Annotated in this window: 23 protein-coding genes and 1 pseudogene; 11 read left to right on the top strand and 13 right to left on the bottom strand. The window is 73.6% G+C overall.

The features are described 5' to 3' along the window. Positions 1–25: 25 nt before the first annotated feature. Together ACV7NM_RS05060 and ACV7NM_RS05055 are read right to left on the bottom strand one after the other, a co-directional pair. Positions 26–2,614 (bottom strand): YfhO family protein, encoded by a 2,589-nt coding sequence (locus tag ACV7NM_RS05060; RefSeq protein WP_463409117.1) that lies wholly within the window; start codon positions 2,612–2,614, stop codon positions 26–28. Between the two features lie 161 nt (positions 2,615–2,775). Next, positions 2,776–3,516, bottom strand: a complete 741-nt coding sequence (locus ACV7NM_RS05055) for a DUF72 domain-containing protein (protein WP_463409116.1) — start codon at positions 3,514–3,516, stop codon at positions 2,776–2,778. A gap of 264 nt (positions 3,517–3,780) precedes the next feature. Between ACV7NM_RS05055 and dnaK the strand changes: the two genes are divergently transcribed. The 4 genes from dnaK (at position 3,781) to ACV7NM_RS05035 (ending at position 7,548) form a co-directional block, all read left to right on the top strand. Continuing rightward, on the top strand, positions 3,781–5,670 hold the full coding sequence (gene dnaK, locus ACV7NM_RS05050; RefSeq protein ID WP_463409115.1) for a molecular chaperone DnaK: 1,890 nt from the start codon (positions 3,781–3,783) through the stop codon (positions 5,668–5,670). Next, complete coding sequence (gene grpE, locus ACV7NM_RS05045; RefSeq protein ID WP_463409114.1) at positions 5,667–6,278, top strand: nucleotide exchange factor GrpE; 612 nt, start codon at positions 5,667–5,669, stop codon at positions 6,276–6,278. Before dnaK ends, grpE begins: the two co-directional genes overlap by 4 nt. 126 nt (positions 6,279–6,404) lie before the next feature. Then, positions 6,405–6,944 (top strand): hypothetical protein, encoded by a 540-nt coding sequence (locus tag ACV7NM_RS05040; protein ID WP_463409113.1) that lies wholly within the window; start codon positions 6,405–6,407, stop codon positions 6,942–6,944. A gap of 1 nt (position 6,945) precedes the next feature. Beyond that, positions 6,946–7,548 carry a hypothetical protein gene (locus tag ACV7NM_RS05035; RefSeq protein WP_463409112.1) on the top strand — a complete coding sequence of 201 codons (603 nt, stop codon included), beginning with the start codon at positions 6,946–6,948 and terminating at the stop codon, positions 7,546–7,548. 179 nt (positions 7,549–7,727) lie between these two features. Here ACV7NM_RS05035 and ACV7NM_RS05030 read toward each other — a convergent pair whose 3' ends face one another. The 3 genes from ACV7NM_RS05030 to ACV7NM_RS05020 form a co-directional block, all read right to left on the bottom strand. Next, on the bottom strand, positions 7,728–8,750 hold the full coding sequence (locus tag ACV7NM_RS05030; RefSeq protein WP_463409111.1) for an SDR family oxidoreductase: 1,023 nt from the start codon (positions 8,748–8,750) through the stop codon (positions 7,728–7,730). Next, positions 8,747–9,052: a CDGSH iron-sulfur domain-containing protein gene (locus ACV7NM_RS05025; protein WP_463409110.1), complete on the bottom strand. Its 306-nt coding sequence runs from the start codon at positions 9,050–9,052 to the stop codon at positions 8,747–8,749. Before ACV7NM_RS05025 ends, ACV7NM_RS05030 begins: the two co-directional genes overlap by 4 nt. Before the next feature lie 83 nt (positions 9,053–9,135). After that, positions 9,136–9,369 carry a hypothetical protein gene (locus tag ACV7NM_RS05020; RefSeq protein ID WP_463409109.1) on the bottom strand — a complete coding sequence of 78 codons (234 nt, stop codon included), beginning with the start codon at positions 9,367–9,369 and terminating at the stop codon, positions 9,136–9,138. A 153-nt stretch (positions 9,370–9,522) separates the two neighbouring features. On the opposite strand from ACV7NM_RS05020, the gene ACV7NM_RS05015 reads away from it, so the two are divergent. The 4 genes from ACV7NM_RS05015 to ACV7NM_RS05000 all read left to right on the top strand — a co-directional run bounded on the left by ACV7NM_RS05015 (position 9,523) and on the right by ACV7NM_RS05000 (position 13,071). Then, on the top strand, positions 9,523–10,800 hold the full coding sequence (locus tag ACV7NM_RS05015) for a cytochrome P450 (RefSeq protein ID WP_463413832.1): 1,278 nt from the start codon (positions 9,523–9,525) through the stop codon (positions 10,798–10,800). Between the two features lie 36 nt (positions 10,801–10,836). Beyond that, positions 10,837–11,160 (top strand): plasmid stabilization protein, encoded by a 324-nt coding sequence (locus tag ACV7NM_RS05010; RefSeq protein WP_463409108.1) that lies wholly within the window; start codon positions 10,837–10,839, stop codon positions 11,158–11,160. A gap of 139 nt (positions 11,161–11,299) precedes the next feature. Then, entirely contained in the window at positions 11,300–12,031 is a 732-nt protein-coding gene (locus tag ACV7NM_RS05005; protein ID WP_463409107.1) for an HAD family hydrolase, read from the top strand. Then, positions 12,028–13,071, top strand: coding sequence for an NAD-dependent epimerase/dehydratase family protein (locus tag ACV7NM_RS05000; RefSeq protein WP_463409106.1), 1,044 nt, complete (start codon positions 12,028–12,030; stop codon positions 13,069–13,071). The genes ACV7NM_RS05005 and ACV7NM_RS05000 overlap by 4 nt, the downstream gene beginning before the upstream one ends. Before the next feature lie 79 nt (positions 13,072–13,150). Here the strand turns inward: ACV7NM_RS05000 and ACV7NM_RS04995 are convergent, their stop codons facing one another. Then, complete coding sequence (locus ACV7NM_RS04995) at positions 13,151–14,335, bottom strand: zinc-dependent alcohol dehydrogenase (RefSeq protein ID WP_463409105.1); 1,185 nt, start codon at positions 14,333–14,335, stop codon at positions 13,151–13,153. A gap of 136 nt (positions 14,336–14,471) precedes the next feature. On the opposite strand from ACV7NM_RS04995, the gene ACV7NM_RS04990 reads away from it, so the two are divergent. From ACV7NM_RS04990 to ACV7NM_RS04980, 3 genes are all read left to right on the top strand, one after another. Continuing rightward, positions 14,472–15,212: a HemK2/MTQ2 family protein methyltransferase gene (locus ACV7NM_RS04990; protein ID WP_463409104.1), complete on the top strand. Its 741-nt coding sequence runs from the start codon at positions 14,472–14,474 to the stop codon at positions 15,210–15,212. After that, a complete protein-coding gene (locus ACV7NM_RS04985) occupies positions 15,209–16,222 on the top strand; it encodes an iron-containing redox enzyme family protein (RefSeq protein ID WP_463409103.1) in 1,014 nt (337 codons plus the stop codon). The genes ACV7NM_RS04990 and ACV7NM_RS04985 overlap by 4 nt, the downstream gene beginning before the upstream one ends. Before the next feature lie 63 nt (positions 16,223–16,285). Further along, complete coding sequence (locus ACV7NM_RS04980; protein WP_463409102.1) at positions 16,286–17,131, top strand: class II glutamine amidotransferase; 846 nt, start codon at positions 16,286–16,288, stop codon at positions 17,129–17,131. 24 nt (positions 17,132–17,155) lie between these two features. On the opposite strand, the gene ACV7NM_RS04975 is transcribed toward ACV7NM_RS04980, so the two are convergent. The 7 genes and pseudogenes from ACV7NM_RS04975 to ACV7NM_RS04945 all read right to left on the bottom strand — a co-directional run. Further along, positions 17,156–18,946: a glycoside hydrolase family 15 protein gene (locus ACV7NM_RS04975; protein ID WP_463409101.1), complete on the bottom strand. Its 1,791-nt coding sequence runs from the start codon at positions 18,944–18,946 to the stop codon at positions 17,156–17,158. 10 nt (positions 18,947–18,956) lie between these two features. Then, the gene (locus ACV7NM_RS04970) at positions 18,957–19,100 is read right to left on the bottom strand and encodes a hypothetical protein (protein ID WP_463409100.1); all 144 of its coding nucleotides are present in this window, start codon (positions 19,098–19,100) and stop codon (positions 18,957–18,959) included. After that, a complete protein-coding gene (locus ACV7NM_RS04965; RefSeq protein WP_463409099.1) occupies positions 19,097–20,857 on the bottom strand; it encodes a GMC family oxidoreductase in 1,761 nt (586 codons plus the stop codon). The genes ACV7NM_RS04970 and ACV7NM_RS04965 overlap by 4 nt, the downstream gene beginning before the upstream one ends. Then, the gene (locus tag ACV7NM_RS04960) at positions 20,854–21,573 is read right to left on the bottom strand and encodes a gluconate 2-dehydrogenase subunit 3 family protein (protein ID WP_463409098.1); all 720 of its coding nucleotides are present in this window, start codon (positions 21,571–21,573) and stop codon (positions 20,854–20,856) included. The genes ACV7NM_RS04965 and ACV7NM_RS04960 overlap by 4 nt, the downstream gene beginning before the upstream one ends. 2 nt (positions 21,574–21,575) lie before the next feature. After that, a complete protein-coding gene (locus tag ACV7NM_RS04955) occupies positions 21,576–21,995 on the bottom strand; it encodes a hypothetical protein (RefSeq protein ID WP_463409097.1) in 420 nt (139 codons plus the stop codon). A gap of 5 nt (positions 21,996–22,000) precedes the next feature. Continuing rightward, positions 22,001–22,288 (bottom strand): hypothetical protein, encoded by a 288-nt coding sequence (locus ACV7NM_RS04950; protein ID WP_463413831.1) that lies wholly within the window; start codon positions 22,286–22,288, stop codon positions 22,001–22,003. Between the two features lie 24 nt (positions 22,289–22,312). Beyond that, positions 22,313–22,636 (bottom strand): annotated as a pseudogene (locus ACV7NM_RS04945) (thiamine pyrophosphate-binding protein); the annotation flags it as partial. Between the last annotated feature and the right edge of the window lie 29 nt (positions 22,637–22,665).

The following is a 22,665-nucleotide window of genomic DNA, read 5'->3' as shown; positions in this document are numbered from 1 at the left end:
AGCCCCCGCGCGCGGCTCCGATCCGTCACGCGGGGTCCGTGCCGCTCAGCCGCCTCGGCCGCCTCAGCCGGCGGGCCGCGTACGCGGACAGGGCACGTCGCCGGCCTTCCAGCGGTGACGAGGACCACGACAGCACGGTGACCAGCACGGCCAGCGCCACCCCGCTCACGGCGAGCCCCGCCGCCAGGCCGGGGGTACGGTACGCGCAGGCCACCCGGGTCGCCCCCGACCCCAACGGCACGGCGATCAGCCCACCGAGCGTGCCCGGCGCCTTCGCGGTCGCCCCGTTCACCGAACACCGCCATCCCCGCACGGCGGGAACGGCCACGACGGCGGTCCCTGCGGAGGTCCGCGCCGGGAAGACAGCTTCGATGGCATGGCCGCCCGCCGTCACCCGGGTCGGGCCGGAGGCCCGCAGGCGTCCCACCGCCGTGTCCAGGGCGCCCCGGTCCAGGCAGCCCACGGGGAAGCGCGGGATGTCCTGGGCGCGGTCGCCGGTCAGCGTCAGCACCACCTCGCCGGCGCCCGTGACGGTACCGAGCGGCAGCAGACCGTTGTTCGTCATGGGGTATCCCCCCGACAGCCGTTCGGTGGCCCCGAGCGCCTCGACGGTGCCGGAGAACCAGGGCACGTACACGAGCGCCGAGCTGCCCGGGGCGCAGGTGAAGGCGAACGTGCCCCGGACGCCGCGGGGCAGCCGCCACGAGCCGTCGGGCAGGGCCGCCGCCGTGCCGGCCACCGGCCGGGCGGCCGGAACGGTGTAGACCCGCGCCCCCAGCGCCTGCTCCTGACGGGCGAAGACGGTGTCCGCGGCGGGCGGCGGCGTGCCCTGCCGCAAGGTCACCACGGGGGACGCGTTCGACGCCCGCCGGGTGAACCCGTCCGCGCCACCGTGATCCAGGTAGCTGCCCACGCCCATGACGGCCCGGCCGACCGGATCCTCGAAGCCGACCGTGTGACGGCCCGCCATGTACCAGCCCGCCCCCAACCCGCTCAGGGTCCGCGCGGTCCGGGCCGGCAGGTAGCTGCTGTAGTACGCGCCGCCCTGGCCTCCCAGCAGGAGCGGGTCGTTGTCGGCGAACTCGTGCGGACCGGGCTCGCTGCGCAGGTCCGGCCAGCGGTTCTGCGCCCGTACCGCCTCCCGCGCGGCCAGGGACTGCGCGTCCAGTGTCCGTTTGGGCCGCCACCACTCGTCCCGGTCCCGCTGCTCGGTCACGGACACCACCGTGAACACGGTGGAGACGAAGACCGTGCCGATCAGCGCACCCGTCAGGGCGACGCGCACCGTCCGGCCGCGGCGCCGGGACAGTGACAGCAGCAGGGCCAGGACCACGGCGCCGCCGGCCAGGGTCAGCGTCCAGGTGGTGGCGGTGACGTACGCGCTGGTCCCGGCCGCGACCAGCAGCACACCCAGCACCCCGGCCCCGGCCAGCAGCTCACGGGGGCGCGGCCGGGCGGTCAGCGCCATCCACGCCACGGCCACCAGCATCCCGGCGAGGGTGAACGATGCCCGGTAGGGGCCCCCGTTGGGCAGGGCAAGGCCGTGCCAGAGCAGGATCGTCGGCGTCCAGACGTAGGACAGCGCCACCAGGACGAGCAGCGCGCACCAGGCGGCCCGCTCCCTCCCAGGCACCTGGCGGACGAACGGATACGCCAGGACGAGCAGCAGCGGCAGCATCCCCACCGAGATCTGGGGCGCGCTCGCGTGGAAGCCGCCCGGCAGCAGATGGGCGAGGTAGTCGTGGAAGGCGGGCGGTCCCCCGTAGTGGACCTCGGGGCCCGGCTGCGACGCCCGTGAGGCCGGGAACGTCACCGTCAGCACCGGGGCGACCAGCGCCACCCCGACACCCGTCATCGACGCGGCCCGCGACAGGACCCGGCGGCGGACGGGGCACGGCCGCCGGTCGAGCAGCAGCCGGACCAGCAGCACCAGCCCCATCCCGAGGGTGGCCATCGCGGCGGTGTAGAAGTTGCCGGCCCAGCACACGGCGACGAGCAGCGTTCCCGAAACCCAGCGCCGGCGGCGCAGGCACCAGTCGTACGCGAACCCGATCAGCGGAAGGGCCACCGGCCCCCACATCCACATGGGGTCGGCGAAACCGTTCGACACGGTCCAGGCGCTGACGCCGTAGCCCACCGCCAGCGCCGCGCGCGGCCACGGCGGGCCCGGCCGCAACCGGCCGAGCCACACCGTCATCAGGGCCGTCGCCAGACCGATGCTCAGCAGGGTGACGAGGAAGACCGGAAACTCGACCCGGTCGCGGGGGAACAGCGCGACGAGCCAGGAGAACGGATTCATCAGGTACGTGAGGAAGTCGGCGAGGAAGGGGACCCCGTACCCGCTGCCCCAGTTGAAGAGGAGGTCCCCCTCCGTCCCCCCGCGCATCAGGTCCCACAGGTGCGCGTGGAACGGCACGAACTGGTTGCCCAGGTCGTTGACCGCACGCGAGCGGGCGCCGAAGGGGTACGTCCCGTGCACGGCCATCGCCAGGCAGTAGGCGCCCATCGAAACCGCCGCCGAGACCGCCGCGGCCACGCTCTGCGGGTCCGGTCTGCGTCGTACCCGCCGATGCTGCTCCTGGCCGGTGGTGGGAGGGGAGGTCGTCAGCACCATGGCGCCAGCCTCTCAGGTGCCGGACGGTCCGTGTGCCGACACCACCATGACCGCCGCGCCTGCGTCCGTCCGGCGGGAGCGGACGGGTGAACGCCCGGAGCCGCCCGCTCGGGCGGACGACGGTAGCGCCGCCCGGCCCACGGACGGGGTGGTTCCGCCGCTCAGGCGGGTACGGCCGCCGCGCCCACCATCCGCCGGAACGCCTCGGCGTCCCTGACGGCGGCCCCGCCCGGGTCGTTGTTGAAGTAGGCGAAGACGTCCGCCGTCGCCGGCCAGGTCTGCGCGACCCGCCCCGCCCACGAACGCAGCGCGCCCGGCCCGTACCGAGGCCACGGCTGCGCACGGCCCTCGTGGAACCGTACGTACCCCCAGTCGGCGGTGCGCCACAGCGGGGTCACCGGCCGGGAGTGCCGGTCCGCCCAGCACAGCGCGGCACCCCGCTCGGCGAGGACCGACCGGATCTCCTCCGTCCACCACGACTCGTGCCTGGGCTCCACCGCCACCCGGACGCCGGCCGGGAAGCAGGCGAGACAGGCGTCCAGGGATCGCGCGTCCGCGCGCAGGGTGGGCGGCAGTTGCAGGAGCACGGGTCCCAGCCGGGGCCCGAGGGCGGCGCTGTGCGTCATCAGCCGCCGCACCGGTTCCTCGGGGTCGCGCAGTCGTTTGATGTGGGTCAGGAAGCGGCTCGCCTTGACGGCCATGACGAAGCCGTCAGGGGTCCGCGCGCGCCAAGCCGCGAAGGTCTCCGGGGCGGGCAGCCGGTAGAAGGCGTTGTTGTTCTCGACCGTGCCGAACCGGCGCCCGTACTCCTCCAGCCACAGACGCTGCGGCACCCCCGGTGGGTAGAAGGTCCCCGCCCAGTCCCGGTACTGCCAGCCGGACGTCCCGACGAACACGGGCATGGTCACCTCCGCTGCCGCGACGGACCGCCTGTGCGGGCGCCTGCCCGGTGCGACCCGGCCGAAACCGCCGTGCGACCTGCCCGAGCGCGTCGGTCGTACGGGTTGCGGCGGCGCGTTGACAGGGCGTGCGCCGCCGACGTATCCAGGAAGTGAGGGCCGGCCCCGTATGCCCGACGGCTGTCCACAACCGTCCCGCGCGACGGGGGGAGTTCCCGCGCCGACGAGATCCGTGACCGGCCCGCGGGAACGCGAAGGGAGCGGACCATGGCACGGTCGGTCGGCATCGACCTCGGGACGACGAACTCGGTCGTCAGCGTCCTCGAAGGCGGCGAACCCACCGTCATCCCCAACGCGGAGGGGGCCAGGACCACCCCCTCGGTCGTGGCCTTCGCCAAGGGCGGGGAGGTCCTCGTCGGCGAGGTGGCCAAACGCCAGGCGGTCACGAACGTGGACCGCACGGCCCGTTCGGTCAAGCGGCACATGGGCGATCCGCGGTGGCGCTTCCCGGAGCACGGGGACGTGGACGGAAAGCGGTACACGGCGCAGGAGATCTCCGCGCGGGTCCTGCAGAAACTCAAGCGGGACGCCGAGGCCTACCTCGGCGAGGACGTCACCGACGCCGTGGTCACGGTCCCCGCCTACTTCAACGACGCCCAGCGCACCGCCACCAAGGAGGCCGGCGAGATAGCGGGCCTCAAGGTCCTGCGCATCGTCAACGAGCCGACGGCCGCCGCCCTGGCCTACGGTCTCGACAAGGCCACGGACCAGACGATCCTCGTCTTCGACCTCGGCGGCGGCACCTTCGACGTGTCCCTCCTGGAGATCGGCGACGGCATCGTGGAGGTCAAGGCCACCAACGGCGACACGCACCTGGGCGGCGACGACTGGGACCAACGGATCGTCGAGCACCTCGCCACGCAGTTCCGCAACGGCTACGGAATCGACCTCACCAAGGACAAGATGGCGCTCCAGCGTCTGCGCGAGGCCGCCGAGAAGGCGAAGATCGAACTGTCCTCCGCCACCGAGACGAACATCAACCTGCCTTACATCACGGCCTCCGCCGAGGGCCCGCTGCACCTGGAGGAGAAGCTCACCCGCACCGGGTTCCAGCAGCTGACCGCAGACCTGCTCGACCGCTGCAAGACCCCCTTCCACCAGGCCGTCAAGGACGCCAAGATCCGGGTCGGCGACGTCAACGAAGTCATCCTGGTCGGCGGCTCCACCCGAATGCCGGCCGTGACGGACCTCGTCCGGGAACTCACCGGCAAGGACCCGCACAAGGGCGTCAACCCGGACGAGGTCGTGGCCATCGGCGCCAGTCTGCAGGCCGGTGTTCTGAAGGGTGAGGTCAAGGACGTCCTGCTCCTGGACGTGACCCCGCTGTCCCTCGGTATCGAGACCAAGGGCGGCATCATGACCAAGCTCATCGAGCGCAACACGACCATCCCGACCAAGCGGTCGGAGACGTTCACGACGGCCGAGGACAACCAGCCGTCGGTGCAGATCCAGGTCTACCAGGGCGAGCGCGAGATCGCGGCGTACAACAAGAAGCTCGGCATGTTCGAGCTGACCGGTCTGCCGCCGGCCCCGCGCGGCGTCCCGCAGATCGAGGTCACGTTCGACATCGACGCCAACGGCATCATGCACGTCACGGCGAAGGACCTCGGCACGGGCAAGGAACAGCGGATGACCGTCACCGGCGGCTCCTCGCTGCCCAAGGACGACATCCGGCGCATGGTCCACGACGCCGAACAGCACGCCGAGGAGGACCTGCGTCGCAAGGAGGCCGCGGAGACGCGCAATCAGGCCGAGCAGCTCGTGTACCAGACGGAGAAGTTCGTCAAGGACAACCAGGACAAGGTCCCGGGTGACGTCAAGACGGAGGTCGAGGCGGCGCTCGCCGAGCTGAAGGAGAAGCTCAAGAGCGAGTCCGCCGAGGGCGACAACACCGCCGAGATCCGTACGGCCACCGAGAAGGTCGCGGCCGTCAGCCAGAAGCTCGGCCAGGCCATCTACGCCGACGCCCAGGCGGCCCAGGCCGCCGGCGGCTCGGCCCGCACCGGCCAGGCCGAGACACAAGACGACGCGGTCGACGACGACGTCGTCGACGCCGAGATCGTCGACGACGACAAACCGAAGGGAGGCACGGCATGAACCACCCGGCCGAGCCCCCGCGCCGGGAGCGCACCGACGCCCCGACGGTGGTCGTCCTCGGCGACCGGCGGGGCACCGGGCCGCCGGCCCTCACCCCCCGCGCCCCCGGCCGCCCGGACCGCGCCGACCTCCCGGACGCGGCGCCCCGGCGGTCGCCCGCGCCCCCGGACGAGACGTCCGAAACGTCCCGTGCGCTCGCCGAACGCACCGCCGACCTGCAACGGGTCAAAGCCGAGTACGACAACTACCGCAAACGCGTCCGTCGTGACCGCCTCGCCGTGCGCGAGGCGGCCGTCGCCAACGTGCTCAACGGGCTGCTGCCGGTCCTCGACGCGGTGGAGGCCGCCCGCGCGTGCGGGGAGGACGCCGAGGGCTTCCACTCCGTCGCCCGCCTGCTCACGTCCTGCCTGGCCGCCCTCGGATTGGATACCTTCGGCGAACCCGGCGACCCCTTCGACCCCCGCGTCCACGAGGCCGTCACCTCCGCCCCCGACCCCCACCGCACCACCCCGTCCTGCGTTCGGGTCCTCCGCCCCGGCTACCGCGTCGGCGGTCGGCTGCTCCGCCCTGCCTTAGTGATGGTGGCCGAACCGGCCTCCGGCGACTGACCGCGCGACCGCCGGCGCGGCGGAACACCGCCCCGGGACGCCGCGCGGCGGGTTTGCGAGCCCTGCGGGCGGGCACGCGCCAACGACGACACCGATGCGAAGCACGGCCCCGAGTGGAGGCCCCCAATGTCGACAAGCACGCTCATCGCGATCATCGTTATCGTGGTGGTGGTGATCGCCATCGCGGTCGGGTTCTGGCTGCTCTCGCGCAGACGGCACCTGAGGGAGCGGTTCGGGCCCGAGTACGACCGCACGGTCGAGGACGAGGGCGGCCGGCTGGCCGCCGAGCGTGAACTGCGCGCCCGCGAGCAGCGCCACGCGGAGTTGGACATCAAGGAACTGCCGCCCGCGCGCCGGACCCAGTACGCCGAGGAATGGCAGGGCGTCCAGGAACGCTTCGTGGACCGTCCCGAGGGGGCCGTCGCCCAGGCGGACGAGCTGGTGACACGGCTCATGAGGGAGCGCGGTTACCCGACCAACGGGTTCGGCGACCAAGTGCGGGACCTCTCGGTCGAGCACGGAGGCACGCTGGAACACTACCGCGCCGCCCACGCGGTCAACGCGCGCAGCAGCGAAGGACAGGCGACGACGGAGGAGCTCCGCGGGGCGATGGTGCACTACCGCGCCCTGTTCCACGAGCTCCTCGGCGATCAAGGAGGCCGATGACATGCAGGACCGCGACGAGACGGTCGGCCGGCCCGACGAGGGCGGGCTGACCACGGAGCGCCTCGCGCACCCCGGAGCCGACGAGCCGAGCACCGCCGTCTACCCGGGCGAGGCGACGGGCGACCGCGATGCCGGCACGGGCGTGGGCGAGGGCGCGCGGGAAGACGTCGGGGAGTACGGGGACGAGGAGGGGCGGGGAGAAGCCGCGGGCGTGCGCGGCACGACCACGGACGACCTGCGGGAAGGCGGCCGGGCGACAGCGGACGCACCGGCCGGGGCGAACGCGACGGCCGCCGGCGCCGGGAACGGCACGGGCGCCGGAGGCGACGGCGGGAACGAACCGTTGCTCGCGGGCCGGGACGCGGAGGAGTTCCGCAGGCGGTGGAGCGAGATCCAGGGCCGTTTCGTCGACGACCCGCAGGACGCCGTGCGGTCCGCCGACACCCTCGTCGCCGAGGTGATGCAGACGCTGGCCGGGACGTTCGCCTCCCACAAGGAGGAACTGGAAGGCCAGTGGAGCAAGGGCGAGGAAGTGGTGACGGAGGACCTGCGCATCGCGCTCCAGCGCTACCGCTCCTTCTTCAACCGCCTCCTCACCACCTGACCGTCCCCCGGCCGCCGACTCCGCCTGACGGGGCCGAGCGGTCCGACCGGACAGCAGTCGGCCGGCGCACCTCGTGCGCCGGCCGACTGCCCTTTTCGGGGTCTGGGAAGCGGGGCCCGGACGGCCCGGCCGGCTCAGTTTCGGGGTCTGGGAAGCGGGGCCCGGACGGCCCGGCCGGCTCAGCGGCCGCCGGCGCGACGGGTCCAGGCGAGGGCGGTGGCCCCGGCCCCGAACAGCGTCGCCGCGGCGAGCGCGCCCCGGTGCCGAGTGGCCCACCACTGGAAGCTGCGCGGATGAGACGACGCGTCGAAGCGGCCGTGCGCCCCAAAGTCCCGCCGGGCGTCGGCCGGTTCCCACAGGTTCGCCGGCTCGTCCGCCGCGCGAGGGGTGTCCGTCTGCTGGGAGTCGAAGCCCGTACGGGCCAGGTAACGGTCGAGCAGCCCCGGCGCGACGGCGTTCGCCATCAGGGTCGCCGCGGTGCTGCCGCCCACCCAGTACTCCCGCCGCCGCGGGTGGTCCGCCGCGTACACGATGGCCCGGGCGGCGAGTTCCGGCTGGTAGATCGGCGCCACCGGCTGCGCGCGCCTCGGCAGCCGCGACAGCACCCAGTCGAACTGCGGGGTGTCGAGAGCCGGGAGCTGCACCATCGTGGTGCGCACGCCCGTGCCCGAGGCGAGCAGTTCGCACCGCAGCGCTTCGTGCCAGCCCTGGATGGCGTGCTTGGCACCGCAGTACGCGCTCTGCAGCGGAATGCCCCGGTAGGCGAGCGCGGAACCGGCGTGGACCAGGGTGCCGCGATCGCGCGGGAGCATCCGGCGCAGGGCGGCGTGAGTCCCGTACACGTAACCGAGGTAGGAGACCTCGGTGACCCGGCGGAACTCGACCGGGTCGATCTCCGTGAACGGGGCGAACACCGATGTGAAGGCGACGTTGACCCAGATGTCGAGGGGGCCGAGTTCGTCCTCGGCCCGCTGCGCGGCGGCCTCGACCGCCTCCGGGTCCGCGACGTCCGCTTCGATGGCGAGGGCTTTCGCGCCCAGTTCCTCGGCGTCCCGGACGGCCCCTTCGAGGCCCGCGCCGCCGCGCGCGATCAGGGCGAGGCGGTCGCCGCGGGCCGCGAAGGCCCGGGCGACCGCGCGCCCCACGCCGCCGCTGGCGCCGGTGACGACCACGACCCGGCCCGAGGCGGGGGAGCCGCTCATGACCGTTCTCCTTCCCGCTCGGTACCGTCCGCGGCCTCGTCCCCCCGAACCCGCGTGCGGTGGCTGGTGTCACACCAGGGGTAGATCCGACTTCGCCGGCAGGTGCACACGGCCACGACCGGGCGCTCCGAGCGGGCCGTGGAACCGTCCCGCCGGGGGCGTTCCACGGGCCCCTCGACCAGCTCGGGGCCGTCGGGCTCGGTCACGCGCCGCACCGGGCTGCCGTTGCCGGCGGCGGCAGGCGCCCCGACCGCCTCGGATGCCGGCTTCGCCTCGGATACCTCGGATCGGTTCACGTTCATACGGTCCGCCTTGCCGGTCGGGGGCCGTCGAAACCCGTTCGGCACCCGTTCGGACGCGCGCTCCCGGTGGTTTCCCCGCCGATCTAGGGGCTGTCCGCGCCATGGCCCTCCCCGCCCCCTTCCATGCGCTCGTCCCGCGGAGGGCTCCCCTCCCCGGGACGACGTCGCGTCGATTCCTCCTTGCTCCGGCCGCGGGTGCCGCCCTCCTGTCCGGGGACCTCCTCCACCTGCTCCTCCCGCCCGATCCCGGGCCGCTGGGCCTTGTCCTCCAGGCCGCCGCCCGCGCCCGTGTCGCCCGTGCGCGCCGTCCCGCTCATCGCCGTCCTCCTCGCCGCCGCCATCGGGGGTCCTCGCGGACCCCTTCCCGTCCCCGTCTACCCCGGGGACCCGGCCGGCACCCCGGCCCCACGCCGAACGGCAGGAGTGCCGAGCGGCGAAGGGGGTAGGCGGCGCGTATGTTCGCTTCCGTGATGGACAGCACCGCCTCACTGCTGGCCCGCGGCTACGCATGGCTGCCGGGCCTCCAGGAGCGTGCCGGACGAGAACCGGTCGTCACCCGCTTGATGGGTCGGCGGACGGTCGTCCTCGACGGTCCGGGAGCCGTGGAGTTCTTCTACGACGAACAGCACGTCCTGCGCGAGGGCGCCCTCCCCGGCCCGGTCCTCGACACCCTGTTCGGCCGGGGCGCGGTGCACACGCTCGACGGTGACCGCCATCGCGTCCGCAAGGACCTGTTCGTCTCCCTCCTCATGGCCGAGGGCGGCATCGCCGCGCTCACCGAACGGTTCACCGCCCGCTGGCCGCGCGCCGTGGCCGGTTGGCAGGGACGCGAGGTGGTGCTGTTCGACGAGGTGAGCGCCGTCCTCGCCGGAGCCGTGTGCGACTGGATTGGACTTCCCCTGTCGGAGGGAGCGGCGCGCTCGATCGGCGAGGACTGCGTGGCCGCCGTCGACGGCTTCGCCACCGCGGGGCCCCGCCACTGGAAGGCCCGCCGGGCCCGGGCCCGGCAGGAGCGGGCGCTGTGCCGGGTGGTGACGGAGCTGCGCGCTGCGGCCGCTCCCGTGCGGACCGACGGCCGGCCCCGCTCGGCCCTGGCCACGGTGGCCTGGCACCGCGACGCCGACGGGCGCCTGCTGGACCCGAAGACCGCGGCCGTGGAACTGCTCAACATCATCCGCCCCACGGTGGCCCTGTCCTGGTTCGCTGTCTTCGCCGCGCACGCCCTGCACAGCGCGCCCGTCCACCGGGACCGGCTCCTGGCGGACGACGGCACGTACGCCCGAGCCTTCGCCCACGAAGTCCGGCGCTTCTACCCGTTCGCGCCCTTCGTCGGCGGCCTCGCCGCCCGGGACCTGCGGTGGCGGGACACGCCCGTACCCGAGGGCAGCCTGCTCCTGCTCGACCTGTACGGGCGCGACCACGACCCGGACGTGTGGCCGCGGCCGTGCGATTTCGACCCCTGCCGCTTCGTGGGCCGGGAGCCACCGCCCAACGACCTCGTGCCCCAGGGCGGCGGAGACGCCCGGACCGGGCACCGCTGCCCGGGCGAGGAAGTCGCCGTCAGTCTGCTGACGGCCATCGTCACCGCGCTCGCCCAGTTGGACTGTGACGTCCCGGAGCAGGATCTGACGATCCCGCTCCACCGGATGCCCACCCGGCCGCGCAGCGGATTCGTCGTCTCCCGCGCGCGCACGGCGGTCCGCGCCGACGGCGTGCCGTCGCGCAGCGTGTGGGCCCCACACCAGTAGAGCCGCAAAAAAGTGTCAACGAGATGAGGAGCGACCATGCCTGCCGGATCCAGCCCGAAGCGTGAGCGGCAGTACGAACACATCAAGGAGAGCGCGCAGGAGCGCGGCGAGAACCCCGAGCGCGCGAAGGAGATCGCCGCCCGCACGGTCAACAAGGAGCGGGCACGGTCGGGGGAGTCGAAGACGGCGAGCAAGACCTCGCTGGAGGACATGTCCTCGTCCGAGCGCGGAGGTCGGCACTCCCACACCGGCGCGCAGGGCCCGACGTACGACCAACTCTACGAAGAGGCGAAGCGCAAGAACCTGCACGGCCGCTCCTCCATGAACAAGGCGGAGCTGAAGGAGAAGCTGGGCAAGTGAGCCCCGGTCGTAGGCCGGGCCGCACAGGCCCGGCATTGCCCCACCCCGGCGGGACCGGCGGTGCGGGCCCGAGGTCGCCCGGTCCGCGGGCCACACGGGCACCGAGCCGCCGCCCCGCCGGCCGTACGGGAGGAACCACATGAACCGCGCCGCCTTGTTCGATGTCGACGGCACCCTCGCCGACACCAACCATCTGCACGTGACGGCCTGGTGGGAAGCCCTGCGCCAAGCCGGCCACGACGTGCCGATGCACGCCATCCACCACGCGATCGGCCTCCCCGGGGAGGACCTGATCGCCCACCTGCTCGGCGACGGCCGCGACACCGACCAGGACGACGCGTTGAAGGCAGCCCACGACACCCTCTACGGCACCTACTTCGACCGGCTGCCGGCCTTCGACTCCGCCGCCGAGCTGCTGCGCGCCCTCGACGGACGCGGCTGGCGGGTGGTGCTGGTCACCTCGGCCGGAAGCAACGAACTGGAGGCGCTGCGGCGGGCGATCGGCGCCGACGACGCCATCACCGCCACCGCCAGCTCCGACGACGTCAGCGAGGGCAAGCCGGCGCCCGACCCGGTGCACCACGCACTCGACCTCGCCGACGCCCCCGCCCACGCCGCCGTGTTCGTCGGCGACAGCGTGTGGGACATGAAGGCCGCGACCCGGGCCGACGTCACCTGCGTCGGCCTGCTGTGCGGCGGCATCGCGCGCGGCGACCTCGAAGAGGCCGGGGCCCGCGCGGTGTACCAGGACCCGGCCGAGCTGCTCGCCCGGCTCGACGACAGCCCGTTCGCCCGGGTCGAGGAAGGCCGGGAGGCAAAGACGCCACCGTCCTCCGGGACGCGGTCCGCCGCGGGAAGGGGACCGGCATGACCGCGACACCCTCGGCAGGGTCGGGCACGGCGGGCGGCGGTCTGCGCGTCGTGGTCGTCGGCGCCACCGGCAACGTCGGCACCAGCGTGGTGCGGGCCCTCGTGGACGACCCCGCCGTGGGCTCCGTCCTCGGCCTCGCGCGCAGACTCCCCGACTGGCGGCCGGGCGCGAGCGAGTGGCGCGCGGTGAACATCGAACCCGGCGGCGCGGACCTCGTCCCCCTCTTCGAGGGCGCCGACGCGGTGGTCCACCTGGCCTGGAAGTTCCAGCCCACGCACGATCCGGCCGAGACCTGGCGCACCAACGTCCTCGGCAGCATCCGCGTGTTCGACGCCGTGGCCGCCGCCGGCGTTCCCGCGCTCGTCCACGCCTCCTCGGTCGGCGCGTACTCGCCCGGCCCCAAGGACCGTGCCGTGGACGAGACCTGGCCCACCCACGGGTGGCCGCAGGCCGCCTACACCCGGGAGAAGTCGTACCTGGAGCGGGTCCTGGACACCTACGAGAGCGTCCACCCCGACATCCGCGTCGTACGGATGCGCCCCGCGTTCCTCTTCAAGCGCGAGGCCGCCTCCGAACAGCGCCGGATCTTCGCGGGCAGGCTGCTGCCCGGCCGGCTGGTGCGCCCCGGCCTGATCCCGCTCGTCCCCGACCTGCCCGGACTGCGCGTGCAGGCGCTGCACACCGACGACGCGGCGGCCGCCTACGCCGCCGCGGTCACCCGGCCCGTACGGGGTGCCTTCAACCTCGCCTGCGACCCGCCGCTCGACGCGGCACGGCTCGCCGAGATCCTCAAGGCCCGGACCGTGCGGATGCCTGCCGCGCCGGTGCGGGCCGTGCTCTCCGCCGCCTGGCGGCTGCGCGCGGTGCCCGCGTCGCCCGACCTGTTCGACGCCGTGCTGCGACTCCCGCTGCTGGACAGCGCCCGGGCCCGCGCCGAGCTCGGCTGGGAGCCGCGCCACACCGCGGTGGAGGCGGTCGAGGAGTTCCTCGAAGGTCTGCGCGAGAGCGCGGGAATGGCCACCGCCCCCCTCGCCCCGTAGCAAGGACCGGCCGCCCCCCCCGCGGACGTCCCGAAGCCCTGAACGGCATTGCGCCGCCCAGGGTTTCGGCATGGGCGGCTCAGGGCTTCAGCAGGGTCTTGATCATGCCGTCTTCCTTGGCCTGGAACATGGCGTAGGCCCGGGGCGCTTCCTCGAGTTCCATGGTGTGGGTGGCGAAGCCCTCGACGCCCAGCGGGTCGGAGTCCTCCAGGAGCGGCAGGATGTCGTTCACCCAGGCGCGGACATTGGCCTGCCCCATCCGCAGCTGGATCTGCTTGTCGAACATGGTCAGCAGCGGCATCGGGTCGGCCGCGCCGCCGTAGACACCGGACACGGACACGGTGCCACCCCGCCGGACCAGGTCGATCGCGGTGTGCAGGGCGCTCAGCCGGTCCACTCCGGCGCGTTCCATCAGCGGCCTGGCCACTGCGTCCGGCAGCAGCCCCGTGAAGCGCTGGGCGGCGGCGGCCAGCGGGGCTCCGTGGGCCTCCATGCCCACCGCGTCGATGACGGAATCCGGGCCACGGCCGTGCGTCAGGTCGCGGACGGCCCCCACCAAGTGCTTGCCGTGCTCCTTCAGGTCCAGAGTGTGGACCCCGAAGCCCTTGGCCCGCTCCAGCCGGGCCGGCACCAGGTCCACACCGATGACCAGCTCCGCCCCCAGGTGCAGGGCGATCCGGGCGGCCATCTGCCCGATCGGCCCGAGACCGAGGACGGCGACGCTGCCGCCCGGCGGGACGGCGGCGTACCGCACCGCCTGCCAGGCGGTCGGCAGGACGTCGGACAGGTACACGAAACGCTCGTCCGGCGGTCCTTCGGGCACCTTGACGGGCAGGCGGTCACCGAACGGCACCCGCACGTACTCGGCCTGTCCGCCGGGCACCTGCCCGTAGAGCTTGGTGTAGCCGAACAGCGAGGCGCCCTTGTCGTACTCGCGCACCTGCGTCGTCTCGCACTGCGAGTGCAGGCCCTGGTCGCACATGAAGCAGTCGCCGCAGGACACGTTGAACGGGACGACCACCCGGTCCCCGCGCCGCAGCGTCGTCACGTCCGCGCCCACTTCCTCGACCACCCCCATCGCCTCGTGGCCGAGGATGTCCCCGGGTTCCAGGAACGGCCCGAGGACCCCGTACAGGTGCAGATCGGAGCCGCAGATACCGGTGGACGTCACCTTGACGACGATGTCCGTCGGGTCCTTGATCCCGGGATCCGGAACGGTCTCCACCCGCACGTCCCGCGTGCCCTGCCAGGTCAATGCGCGCATGGTCTTGCCTCCGTGGAAGAAGTGGACTCTGCTCTCCGCCCCTCCCCATCTCAAGCGGCCGCACACCTGACGGGCACGTGTGGTGTGCCCGGGACGGGGTAGCCGCCCGTTGACCGACCGACAACGGAGGTGCTGGATGTCGCTGAGCCTCGGATTCCCCAAGGCGCGTCACGAATTCGCCCGCCTGTGGACCCTTCCAGGGGTCTACGCCCCCCAGGAGGACACCTGCCTCCTCGCCGAGGCCGTACGGGACGAGGTCGCACCGGGCATGGACGTGCTGGACATCGGCGCCGGCAGCGGGGCACTGGCCCTGTACGCGGCGCGCCGAGGGGCCCGGGTGACGGCGGTGGACGTCTCCTGGCGCGCGGCCCTGACCGTACGCATCAACGCCCTGCGGATGCGGCAGCCGATCACCGTACGCCGGGGGAGCGTGGCGACCGCCGAGAGTCTCGGCCCCTTCGACCTCGTCGTCAGCAACCCGCCCTACGTGCCCGCCCCGGACCCGGACCTTCCCACCCGGGGGCCCGCCCGGGCCTGGGACGCGGGCCACGACGGGCGCCAGATCGTGGACCGCATCTGCGCCACAGCCCCAGGCCTCCTGAAACCGCACGGCACCCTGCTGATCGTCCACTCGGCCCTGTGCGGCACCGAGACGACGCTGGAGCGACTGACCGCCGCCGGGATGCGGGCCGAGGTCGTCGACCGGACCCGCATCCCCTTCGGCCCGGTACTGCGCTCCCGGCTCCCGTGGCTGCGCGAGCGGGGACTGCTGGGACCGCAGGAGACGACCGAGGAACTGGTCGTCATCCGCGCCGTCGCGCCCACCGCCCCCGCACCCCGCGACGCCCACCGGCACCTGAGGAGGATCAACCAGTGACGGCGAGCACCACCCGCGCCCACACGTCCACCGCCCCCCGCCTCCCCCTCCCGCGCGGCCCCCTCTCGGCCGCGGTGGCCGAGGCCCTGCGCGACCCGGCGGGCCCGCCCCCGGACCCCGCCGCCGCCCACACCGCGGACCCGTACGGTGACGACCTGCACCTGGCCCTCTACCAGCTCTACGAGCTGCACTACCGGGGCTTCGAAGGCGTCGCCGACAGCCGGGAGTGGGACCCGGGCCTCCTGGAGCTGCGGCGCGCCCTGGAGCAGCGCTTCCTCACCGCCCTGCGCGCCGACGCCCCCGCCGGCCGCACCGTCGACCAGGTCTTCGGAGAGCTGCTGCTGGAGCCGGTCGACCACTCGGGGAGCGTCAGCGGGTACCTGGAGCGCGACGGGGAACTGCGGCACGTGCGCGAGTACGCCGCCCTGCGTTCGCTGTACCACCTCAAGGAGGCCGACCCCCACATATGGGTCGTCCCGCGCCTTCGCGGCCGGGCGAAGGCCGCCATGGTCGCCATCGAGTACGACGAGTTCGGCGCCGGCCACGCCGACCGGGTGCACGCCGAGCTGTTCGCCCGTCTGATGGCGGACCTGCGCCTGAACACCGACTACGGCCACTATCTCGACGCGGCGCCGGCCGAAGCCCTCGCGATCGTGAACCTCATGTCCCTGTTCGGGCTGCACCGGGCGCTGCGCGGAGCGCTCGTCGGCCACTTCGCCTGTGTCGAGGTCACCTCCTCGCCCGGCTCCCGCCGGCTGGCGGCGGCCATGCGCCGCCTGGAGGCGGGCCCCGCCGCCGAGCACTTCTACGACGAGCACGTCGAGGCCGACGCCGTCCACGAGCAACTGGTGCGCCGCGAGGTCATCGCCGGTCTGCTGGAGGACGAACCCGAACTGGAGGGCGACATCGCCTTCGGCGCCGACGCCACCGTCCTGCTGGAGGACCGCCTCGGGGAGCTGCTGCTGGAGCGGTGGCGGCAGGGCGCGAGCGCGCTGCGGACACCCCTGTGACCGCCGGGCCCGCCGCCGTCCGCCGCGTTAGGCTCGAACCATGTGCTGAAAGGGGTGCCGCCGATGTGCCGCTGGCTCGCGTACTCGGGATCGCCGGTCCTGCTCGACACCGTCCTGTACCGTCCCGAGCACTCGCTGATCAACCAGAGCCTGCACTCCAGGCTGGGCGTCGAGACGACCAACGGCGACGGCTTCGGGATCGGCTGGTACAGCGAGCACGGCGACGGCACCCCGGCGGTGTTCCGTGACATCGGGCCGGCCTGGAACAACCGGAACCTGCGCGAGTTGGCGGCCCACGTCAGCTCGCGGCTCTTCTTCGCCCACGTCCGGGCCTCGACGGGATCCGCCATTCAGCAGACCAACTGTCATCCCTTCCGGCACGGCCGGTGGCTGTGGATGCACAACGGGGCGATCACCGACTTCCACCGGCTCCAGCGGGACCTGTGCATGGCCGTCGACCCGGCCCTCTTCCCCTCCATCGAGGGCTCGACCGACTCCGAGGTCATGTTCTACCTGGCCGTCACCTTCGGTCTCGACCAGGACGTGCCCGGCGCGGTGGCCCGGATGGCCGGCCTGGTCGAACGCCTCGGCAAGGAGCACGGGGTCGACGACCCGCTCCAGATGACCGTCGCCGTCAGCGACGGACACAAGATGTGGGCGTTCCGCTACTCCAGCGGGCGCAAGTCCCGCTCGCTCTTCTACAGCAGCAGGGCCGACACCGTGCGCGAGCTCTACCCGGAGCTGCCCTATCTGCGACAGGTCTCGGACGACACCCGCCTGGTGGTCTCCGAACCCCTCGGCGACCTGCCCGGCGTGTGGAACGAGCTCCCCGAGGCGAGCTACGTCGCCATCCCGACCGGCGAGGAAGAGGAGGAGGAGTACCTCCCCTTCATCCCCGAGCCTCCCTGAGCTCATCCCCGAGCCTCCCTGAGCTCATCCCCGAGCCTCCCCGAGCCCGCCGCCGGACGGCCCGGCGAGCCGCACCGCCGACTCCAGCAGCAGCGCGTGCACGAAGGCCTGTGGCAGGTTGCCCCGCAGGTCCTGGCGCACGACGTCGAACTCCTCCGCGTACAGGCCGGGAGGCCCGCAGGCCGCGCGGTTGCGCTCGAACCAGCGCACGGCCTCCACCGGCCGCCCCTGCTGGTGCTCCGACAGCGCCATCAGGAACCCGCACAGCAAAAACGCGCCCTCCGCGTCCTGGAGCGGACGGTCGTCGTGCCGGAACCGGTAGAGGTAGTGGTCCCGGCCGAGTTCTTCGGCCACCGCCCGCACCGTCGCCCGGCTGCGCGGGTCGCCGCCCGGCAGGGCCCCGCGCAGCGCCGGCAGCAGCAACGCGGCGTCACAGCCCGGGTCGTCGGGGGAGCGCTGCCAACGGCCCGTCGGGTGCAGGCCCTCCGCGGCGGTCCGGGCCACGATGTGGTCGGCGAGGGCCGCCCAGCGGGCCGCCTGACCGGCGCCGGCCGCGCAATCGGCGGCGGCGGCGCGCAGTCCGGCGGCGCAGATGAGGCGACTGTGGGTCCAGTGGGCGTCCTCCAGTTCCCAGATCCCGGCGTCGGGACGCATGTGCCGTTCGGCGATCGCGTCCGCGGCGATCCGCACCGCCCGCAGCCCGTCGCCGTCCAGCGCGTCGTGCCGGGCGGCCGCGGCCAGGAGCAGCAGGGCCTCACCGAACGCGTCGAGCTGGAACTGCCGGTTGACCCGGTTGCCGACGACGTCGTACCCGCCCGGGTAGCCCGGCAGGTCCAGCCGTCGCATGCCCGGGACCGGTCCTCCCGCGGCGGTGTAGGCCGGGCGCAGCCGGGCGCCGTGGTCCAGCAGCCGCGCGGTCAGGAACCGCACCGTGTCGTCCAGCAGGCGGTGGTGTCCCGCCGCGGCGACGGCCTGCCCGACGTAACACAGGTCCCGGATCCACACGTACCGGTAGTCGTAGTTGCGGCCCTGTTCGGCCCCTTCGGGCAGGCTGGTGGTGACCGCGGCCACCGTCCCGCCGTCCGTGCCGGTCATCCCGCGCATCACGGCGTAGGCGAGGCGGGCGTCCCGGGCCCCGAGAGCGCCGTCCAAGCGGCCCGGGACCCGCTCGCGCCAGTGCTCCTCGGTGGCCCGCCACAGCCGCCGGGCGGCTTCGGGCGGGCCGAGCGGGCGGTCGGAGCACTCCAGGACCAGATCGTGGACGCCGCCCTCCTCCAGCCGCAGCCCGGCCGTCAGCAGCGGCCCGCCGGCCTCCTCCTCGACCCGTGTCCCGGGCGCCCCCGACCAGCGCAGGTGCAGCCCGCCGGCCCGCGCCGTCCAGCTGCCGTCCTCCGCGCGCCGCAGCTCCCGTACGGGCGTCTGCCCGAACCCCGCCGACAGCTGCAAGGACACCGCAACACGGGCCGGGCCCTCCACCGCCCGCACCTGCCGGAGCACCACCGCGCGGTGGGGGTCGGCCGGGTAGGCCAACGCCTGTCGGCACTCGGCGGTACCCGTCCGCCCGGTCCAGCGTCCGCGCCAGATCAGCGATCCCTCCTCGTACCAGCCACCGCGGACACCAGGCCCCTCCGGTGCGATCCGGTACCAGCCCGGGCCGCCGATCAGCGCCGCGAACACCGCGTCGCTGTCCCAGCGCGGCACGCACAACCAGACCAGGTCGCCCTCCGGTCCGACCAGGGCCCCGCGCTCGCCGTCGGCGAGGAGGGCGTAGTCACGCAGCGACCGGGGCGGCGGGGGATCGGACCGGGGGACCACGACGGCCGCCTCAGCCCGCCCGGTCGGCGCGCGTGTGGTGTCCGAGCACCGGTTCGCGCAGGGGCCCGCGGACGACGTCGGCGGTGGCGGCGGCCCCGTACGTACGGCCCGGGCCCTCCGGCCGCTCCACCACCGCGTCACCGCGTACGTTCACCGCCCGCCTCCTTCGGCGGGGAGCGGGGCGCGCAGGCCGCTCCTGGCGCCGGCGGCCAGCCGCGAGGCGGCGCGGTCGACCAGCGCCATGATGGTCAGCGCCGGGTTCGCCGAGCCCTGTGTGGGCAGCACGCTGCCGTCGGTGACCAGCAGGTTCGGGATCGCGAATGAACGCAGGGACGCGTCCACGACCCCGTGCCGGGCGTCGTCGCCCATCCGGCAGCCGCCGACCAGATGGGCGAACCGCTCGATGGTGATCACCTCCGTCGCACCGGCCGCACGGAGGATCTCCTCCATCGTGGTGCGGGCGGCGCGCACCAGCGCCCGGTCGTTGTCGCAGAGGCTGTGTGAGAACTCGGCGACGGTCAACCCGTAACGGTCCCGCCGGCCGCTGAGCGTCACCCGGTTCGTGGCCTGTGGCAGGAACTCGCAGAGCGCGCCCAGCGTCGCCCAGTGGATGTAGTCCTGCATGTAGCGGCGCAGGTCGCGGCCCCAGTGGCCCTGGGCGGCCACGTGCTCGGCCCAGGTGACGGGCAGGGGGGAGACCGTCTGGATCGCGTACCCCCGCCGGTACGGGCGGCTGGGGTCGCTCTCGTAGAACTCCTCCGTGGAGACCTCGGGCGGCGGCGCCTTGTACGCGCGGATCTCCTCCGTGAAACGGCCCGCGGTCTGCGGCGCGCCCTGCACCATCACGTACCGGCCGACCAGGTCGTGGTCGTTGCACAGCCCGTCGGGGAAGCGGCGGTTGGCGGAGTTCAGCAACAGTCGGGGCGTCTCGATCGCGTACCCCGCGACCGCCACCGTACGGGCCCGCTGGAGGTGCTCGCGGCCGTCGCGCAGGTACCGCACGCCCGTGGCGAGGCGCCCCTCGTCGTCCGTCACCACGGCCGTCGCCATGCAGTGCGTACGGATCTCCGCGCCGTGCGCGAGCGCGTCCGGAACGTGCGTGATCAGGGTGGAAGCCTTGGCGTCGACCTTGCAGCCCTGGAGGCAGAAGCCGCGGTAGACGCAGTGCGGACGGTTCCCGAAGCGGCCGTTGGTGATGGCCACCGGACCGACCCGGGCCTCGACGCCGAGGGCCGCCGCGCCCCGCAGGAAGATCTCGCCGTTGCCCCCGACAGGGTGCGGGGCGTGCGGGTAGGGGTGCGGGTCGCCCCAGGGCCAGTACTGGCCCGCGACGGGCAATTCCTGCTCGATCCGCTCGTAGAACGGGCGCAGGTCCTCGTATGACATCGGCCAGTCGGCGCCGATCCCGTCGTCGGTGAGCATGGAGAAGTCCGACGGGTGCAGTCGCGGCACGAACCCGGCGAAGTGCACCGTGGAACCGCCCACCCCCCGACCGGAGTTGTTGGAGCCCAGCGGTACGGGGTCGGTTCCGGACAGGACCCGCGGCTCGGTCCAGTAGAGGTGGTGGGACCCGGCCTCGTCGCTGACCCAGTGCCGGTCGGGGTCCCAGAACGGGCCCGCCTCCAGGCACACCACCGACCAGCCGGCGCGTGCCATGCGCTGGGCCAGGGTGGCGCCGCCGGCGCCGCAGCCGACGATGACGAGATCGACCTCGTCGGAGTCCTCGAACCGGCGCATGTCCCGGATTAGGCGGGCGTCGAAGCGGGCGTCGCCGTCGGGCAGCAGCCAAGCCGATGCGTTGCGTTCCCGGACCGCCCGCTGCGAGCCGGCGGTCAGCCTCAGGGTGTCCCGCAGGGCCCGGGCCCTGCGGGCGCCCGCTCCGGCCGATCCCTTGGGCCCGTGCCCGGTCACCGCGGCCGTCCTTCCCCGCCGGCGGGCGCGGCCGGGTCCTCGGGCGCCTCGTCGGGGTGCTCCCAGGGCTCGCGCAGCCCCACGCCGAGCCGGGAGTGCCCGCGTGGGTAGGCCGGGCCGGCGAAGCCGATCTCGTTCCACGCCCAGGGGTGCGCGTAGAAGGCCGTACAGGCGTAGCGCATCCACAGGTCCCACAGGTGCCCGACGGGCATCCCGTGCCACTCCTTGCCGGGCTTCTCGCGCGCCGTCACCCGGACGCCTTCGACCAGCTCGCCTTGCCGCTCGGGCGTCAGTCCCGCGAAGGAGTCCGTCCGGTACCGCTCGGCGGCCTCCACGTCCAGCCCGCGCAGCGACGCCCGCCAGGCGTCGCCGTCCTCGGGCATGTCCCGGTGGTGCCAGCCGTCGGTCTGTCCCTCCGCCAAGCGGGAGTCGACCATCTGCAGGACCGGCACCTTCGGATCGCCGGGCGGGCCGTCCTGGGCGAGGAGCCGGTCGAAGAGCGCGGAGGCGGTCGCCTCCTCGGCGAGGGTGAAGAACCGCAGGTCGGGCTGGAGCGTCAGGCGTCCCGTCACGACGGCGCGGGTCGCGCCGTCCCAGGTGTCGGCCTGGTCGAACACGTCGAACCCGGGGAAACGCCCGCCGGACTCCCCGGAGGGCACCGTCCGGGGCTGCGTGGAACCCCTCCGCGGGCCGGGACGCGGCTTGCGCGGGGACACGGTCACGGCTCCCGTCGCAGGACGGACGCCAGCAGCCCCATGCCGCCGACCATGGTGACCAGCAACGGCGCGAACAACGGAGGGCCCGTCTCCACGTTGAAGCGGGCCATGGACCAGCCGCCGGGCTTACGGGCGATGCCCCGCACGTGCAGGTACGTGCCCTGCAACCCATTGGCGAAGATCGCGGCGGACGCCACCGGGAGCACGGTGCGCGCCGCCCGGGGACTGTAGAACCCGGCGATCCCCGCGGCCGCCCCCAGCGGCCCGAGGACGACCGGCCACCACATCATCCGGTTGCCGAAGCTCGCCCGGTCGTGCTCCAGGTAGATCTCGGCCGCCGTCACCAGCGCGCCCGCGGAGGTGAGCAGCGACAGCGACCGTTCGAAGCGGCCGTGCCGGATGTCCTGAAGTGTCGGCTCCATGCGCCTCACTCCTTTCCGCGGCCGGGCAGGAACTCCCGGACCTTCGCCTTGAGCCCCTGCTTGACCATGGAGGAGCGGTCGCTGTCACAGTGCAGCACCGATGCCGCGGAGGCCTTGAACTGCTCCCAGGTGGCGTGCGGCGGGATCGGGGGCACCGCCGGGTCGGTCCGGAAATCGATCACGAACGGCCGGTCGGCCGCCAGCGCCCGCTGCCAGGCGGCCGTGACGCCCTCGGGATCCTCCACCCGCACCCCGCCCAGTCCCAGCCCGGCGGCGAAGTCCGCGTAGCGCACGTCGGGCAACCGCTGCGACTGCTCGCGGTCCAAGACGCCCGGCAGCTGCTGCGGGACCGTGACCATCTCGCAGAACTCCGAGGCCACGTCCTTGTACAGGGCCAGAAGGTCCACCTCTTGCTGACAGGAGCCGCCCATGGCGGTCCTGGCGGTCTGCCCGACGATGGCCACCACCGGCACGTGGTCGAGCTTCGCGTCGTAGAGGCCGTTGAGCAGGTGGATGGCGCCCGGACCCGAGGTCGCGGCGCAGACACCCGTGCGTCCGGAGAACTTCGCGTACCCCACCGCTTGGACGTGCTCCACGCCCCGATCGCGCAGCCGTTCCAGCACGTGATCCGAGACTTTCATGCGCGCGGCTCCGTTCGCGACGGGGCGGC

Source organism: Streptomyces sp. Tek67B01, assembly GCF_055231995.1.
Note: the sequence above shows the minus strand (reverse complement) of the source record. Positions and strands in the feature narration are given on the sequence as shown.

Bases quoted from the DNA above. Each gene is read 5' to 3' on its own strand.
- ACV7NM_RS05060 (WP_463409117.1), bottom strand. From the start codon at position 2,614: ATGGTGCTGACGACCTCCCCTCCCACCACCGGCCAGGAGCAGCATCGG.
- ACV7NM_RS05055 (WP_463409116.1), bottom strand. From the start codon at position 3,516: ATGCCCGTGTTCGTCGGGACGTCCGGCTGGCAGTACCGGGACTGGGCG.
- dnaK (WP_463409115.1), top strand. From the start codon at position 3,781: ATGGCACGGTCGGTCGGCATCGACCTCGGGACGACGAACTCGGTCGTC.
- grpE (WP_463409114.1), top strand. From the start codon at position 5,667: ATGAACCACCCGGCCGAGCCCCCGCGCCGGGAGCGCACCGACGCCCCG.
- ACV7NM_RS05040 (WP_463409113.1), top strand. From the start codon at position 6,405: ATGTCGACAAGCACGCTCATCGCGATCATCGTTATCGTGGTGGTGGTG.
- ACV7NM_RS05035 (WP_463409112.1), top strand. From the start codon at position 6,946: ATGCAGGACCGCGACGAGACGGTCGGCCGGCCCGACGAGGGCGGGCTG.
- ACV7NM_RS05030 (WP_463409111.1), bottom strand. From the start codon at position 8,750: ATGAGCGGCTCCCCCGCCTCGGGCCGGGTCGTGGTCGTCACCGGCGCC.
- ACV7NM_RS05025 (WP_463409110.1), bottom strand. From the start codon at position 9,052: ATGAACGTGAACCGATCCGAGGTATCCGAGGCGAAGCCGGCATCCGAG.
- ACV7NM_RS05020 (WP_463409109.1), bottom strand. From the start codon at position 9,369: ATGAGCGGGACGGCGCGCACGGGCGACACGGGCGCGGGCGGCGGCCTG.
- ACV7NM_RS05015 (WP_463413832.1), top strand. From the start codon at position 9,523: ATGGACAGCACCGCCTCACTGCTGGCCCGCGGCTACGCATGGCTGCCG.
- ACV7NM_RS05010 (WP_463409108.1), top strand. From the start codon at position 10,837: ATGCCTGCCGGATCCAGCCCGAAGCGTGAGCGGCAGTACGAACACATC.
- ACV7NM_RS05005 (WP_463409107.1), top strand. From the start codon at position 11,300: ATGAACCGCGCCGCCTTGTTCGATGTCGACGGCACCCTCGCCGACACC.
- ACV7NM_RS05000 (WP_463409106.1), top strand. From the start codon at position 12,028: ATGACCGCGACACCCTCGGCAGGGTCGGGCACGGCGGGCGGCGGTCTG.
- ACV7NM_RS04995 (WP_463409105.1), bottom strand. From the start codon at position 14,335: ATGCGCGCATTGACCTGGCAGGGCACGCGGGACGTGCGGGTGGAGACC.
- ACV7NM_RS04990 (WP_463409104.1), top strand. From the start codon at position 14,472: ATGTCGCTGAGCCTCGGATTCCCCAAGGCGCGTCACGAATTCGCCCGC.
- ACV7NM_RS04980 (WP_463409102.1), top strand. From the start codon at position 16,286: ATGTGCCGCTGGCTCGCGTACTCGGGATCGCCGGTCCTGCTCGACACC.
- ACV7NM_RS04955 (WP_463409097.1), bottom strand. From the start codon at position 21,995: ATGGAGCCGACACTTCAGGACATCCGGCACGGCCGCTTCGAACGGTCG.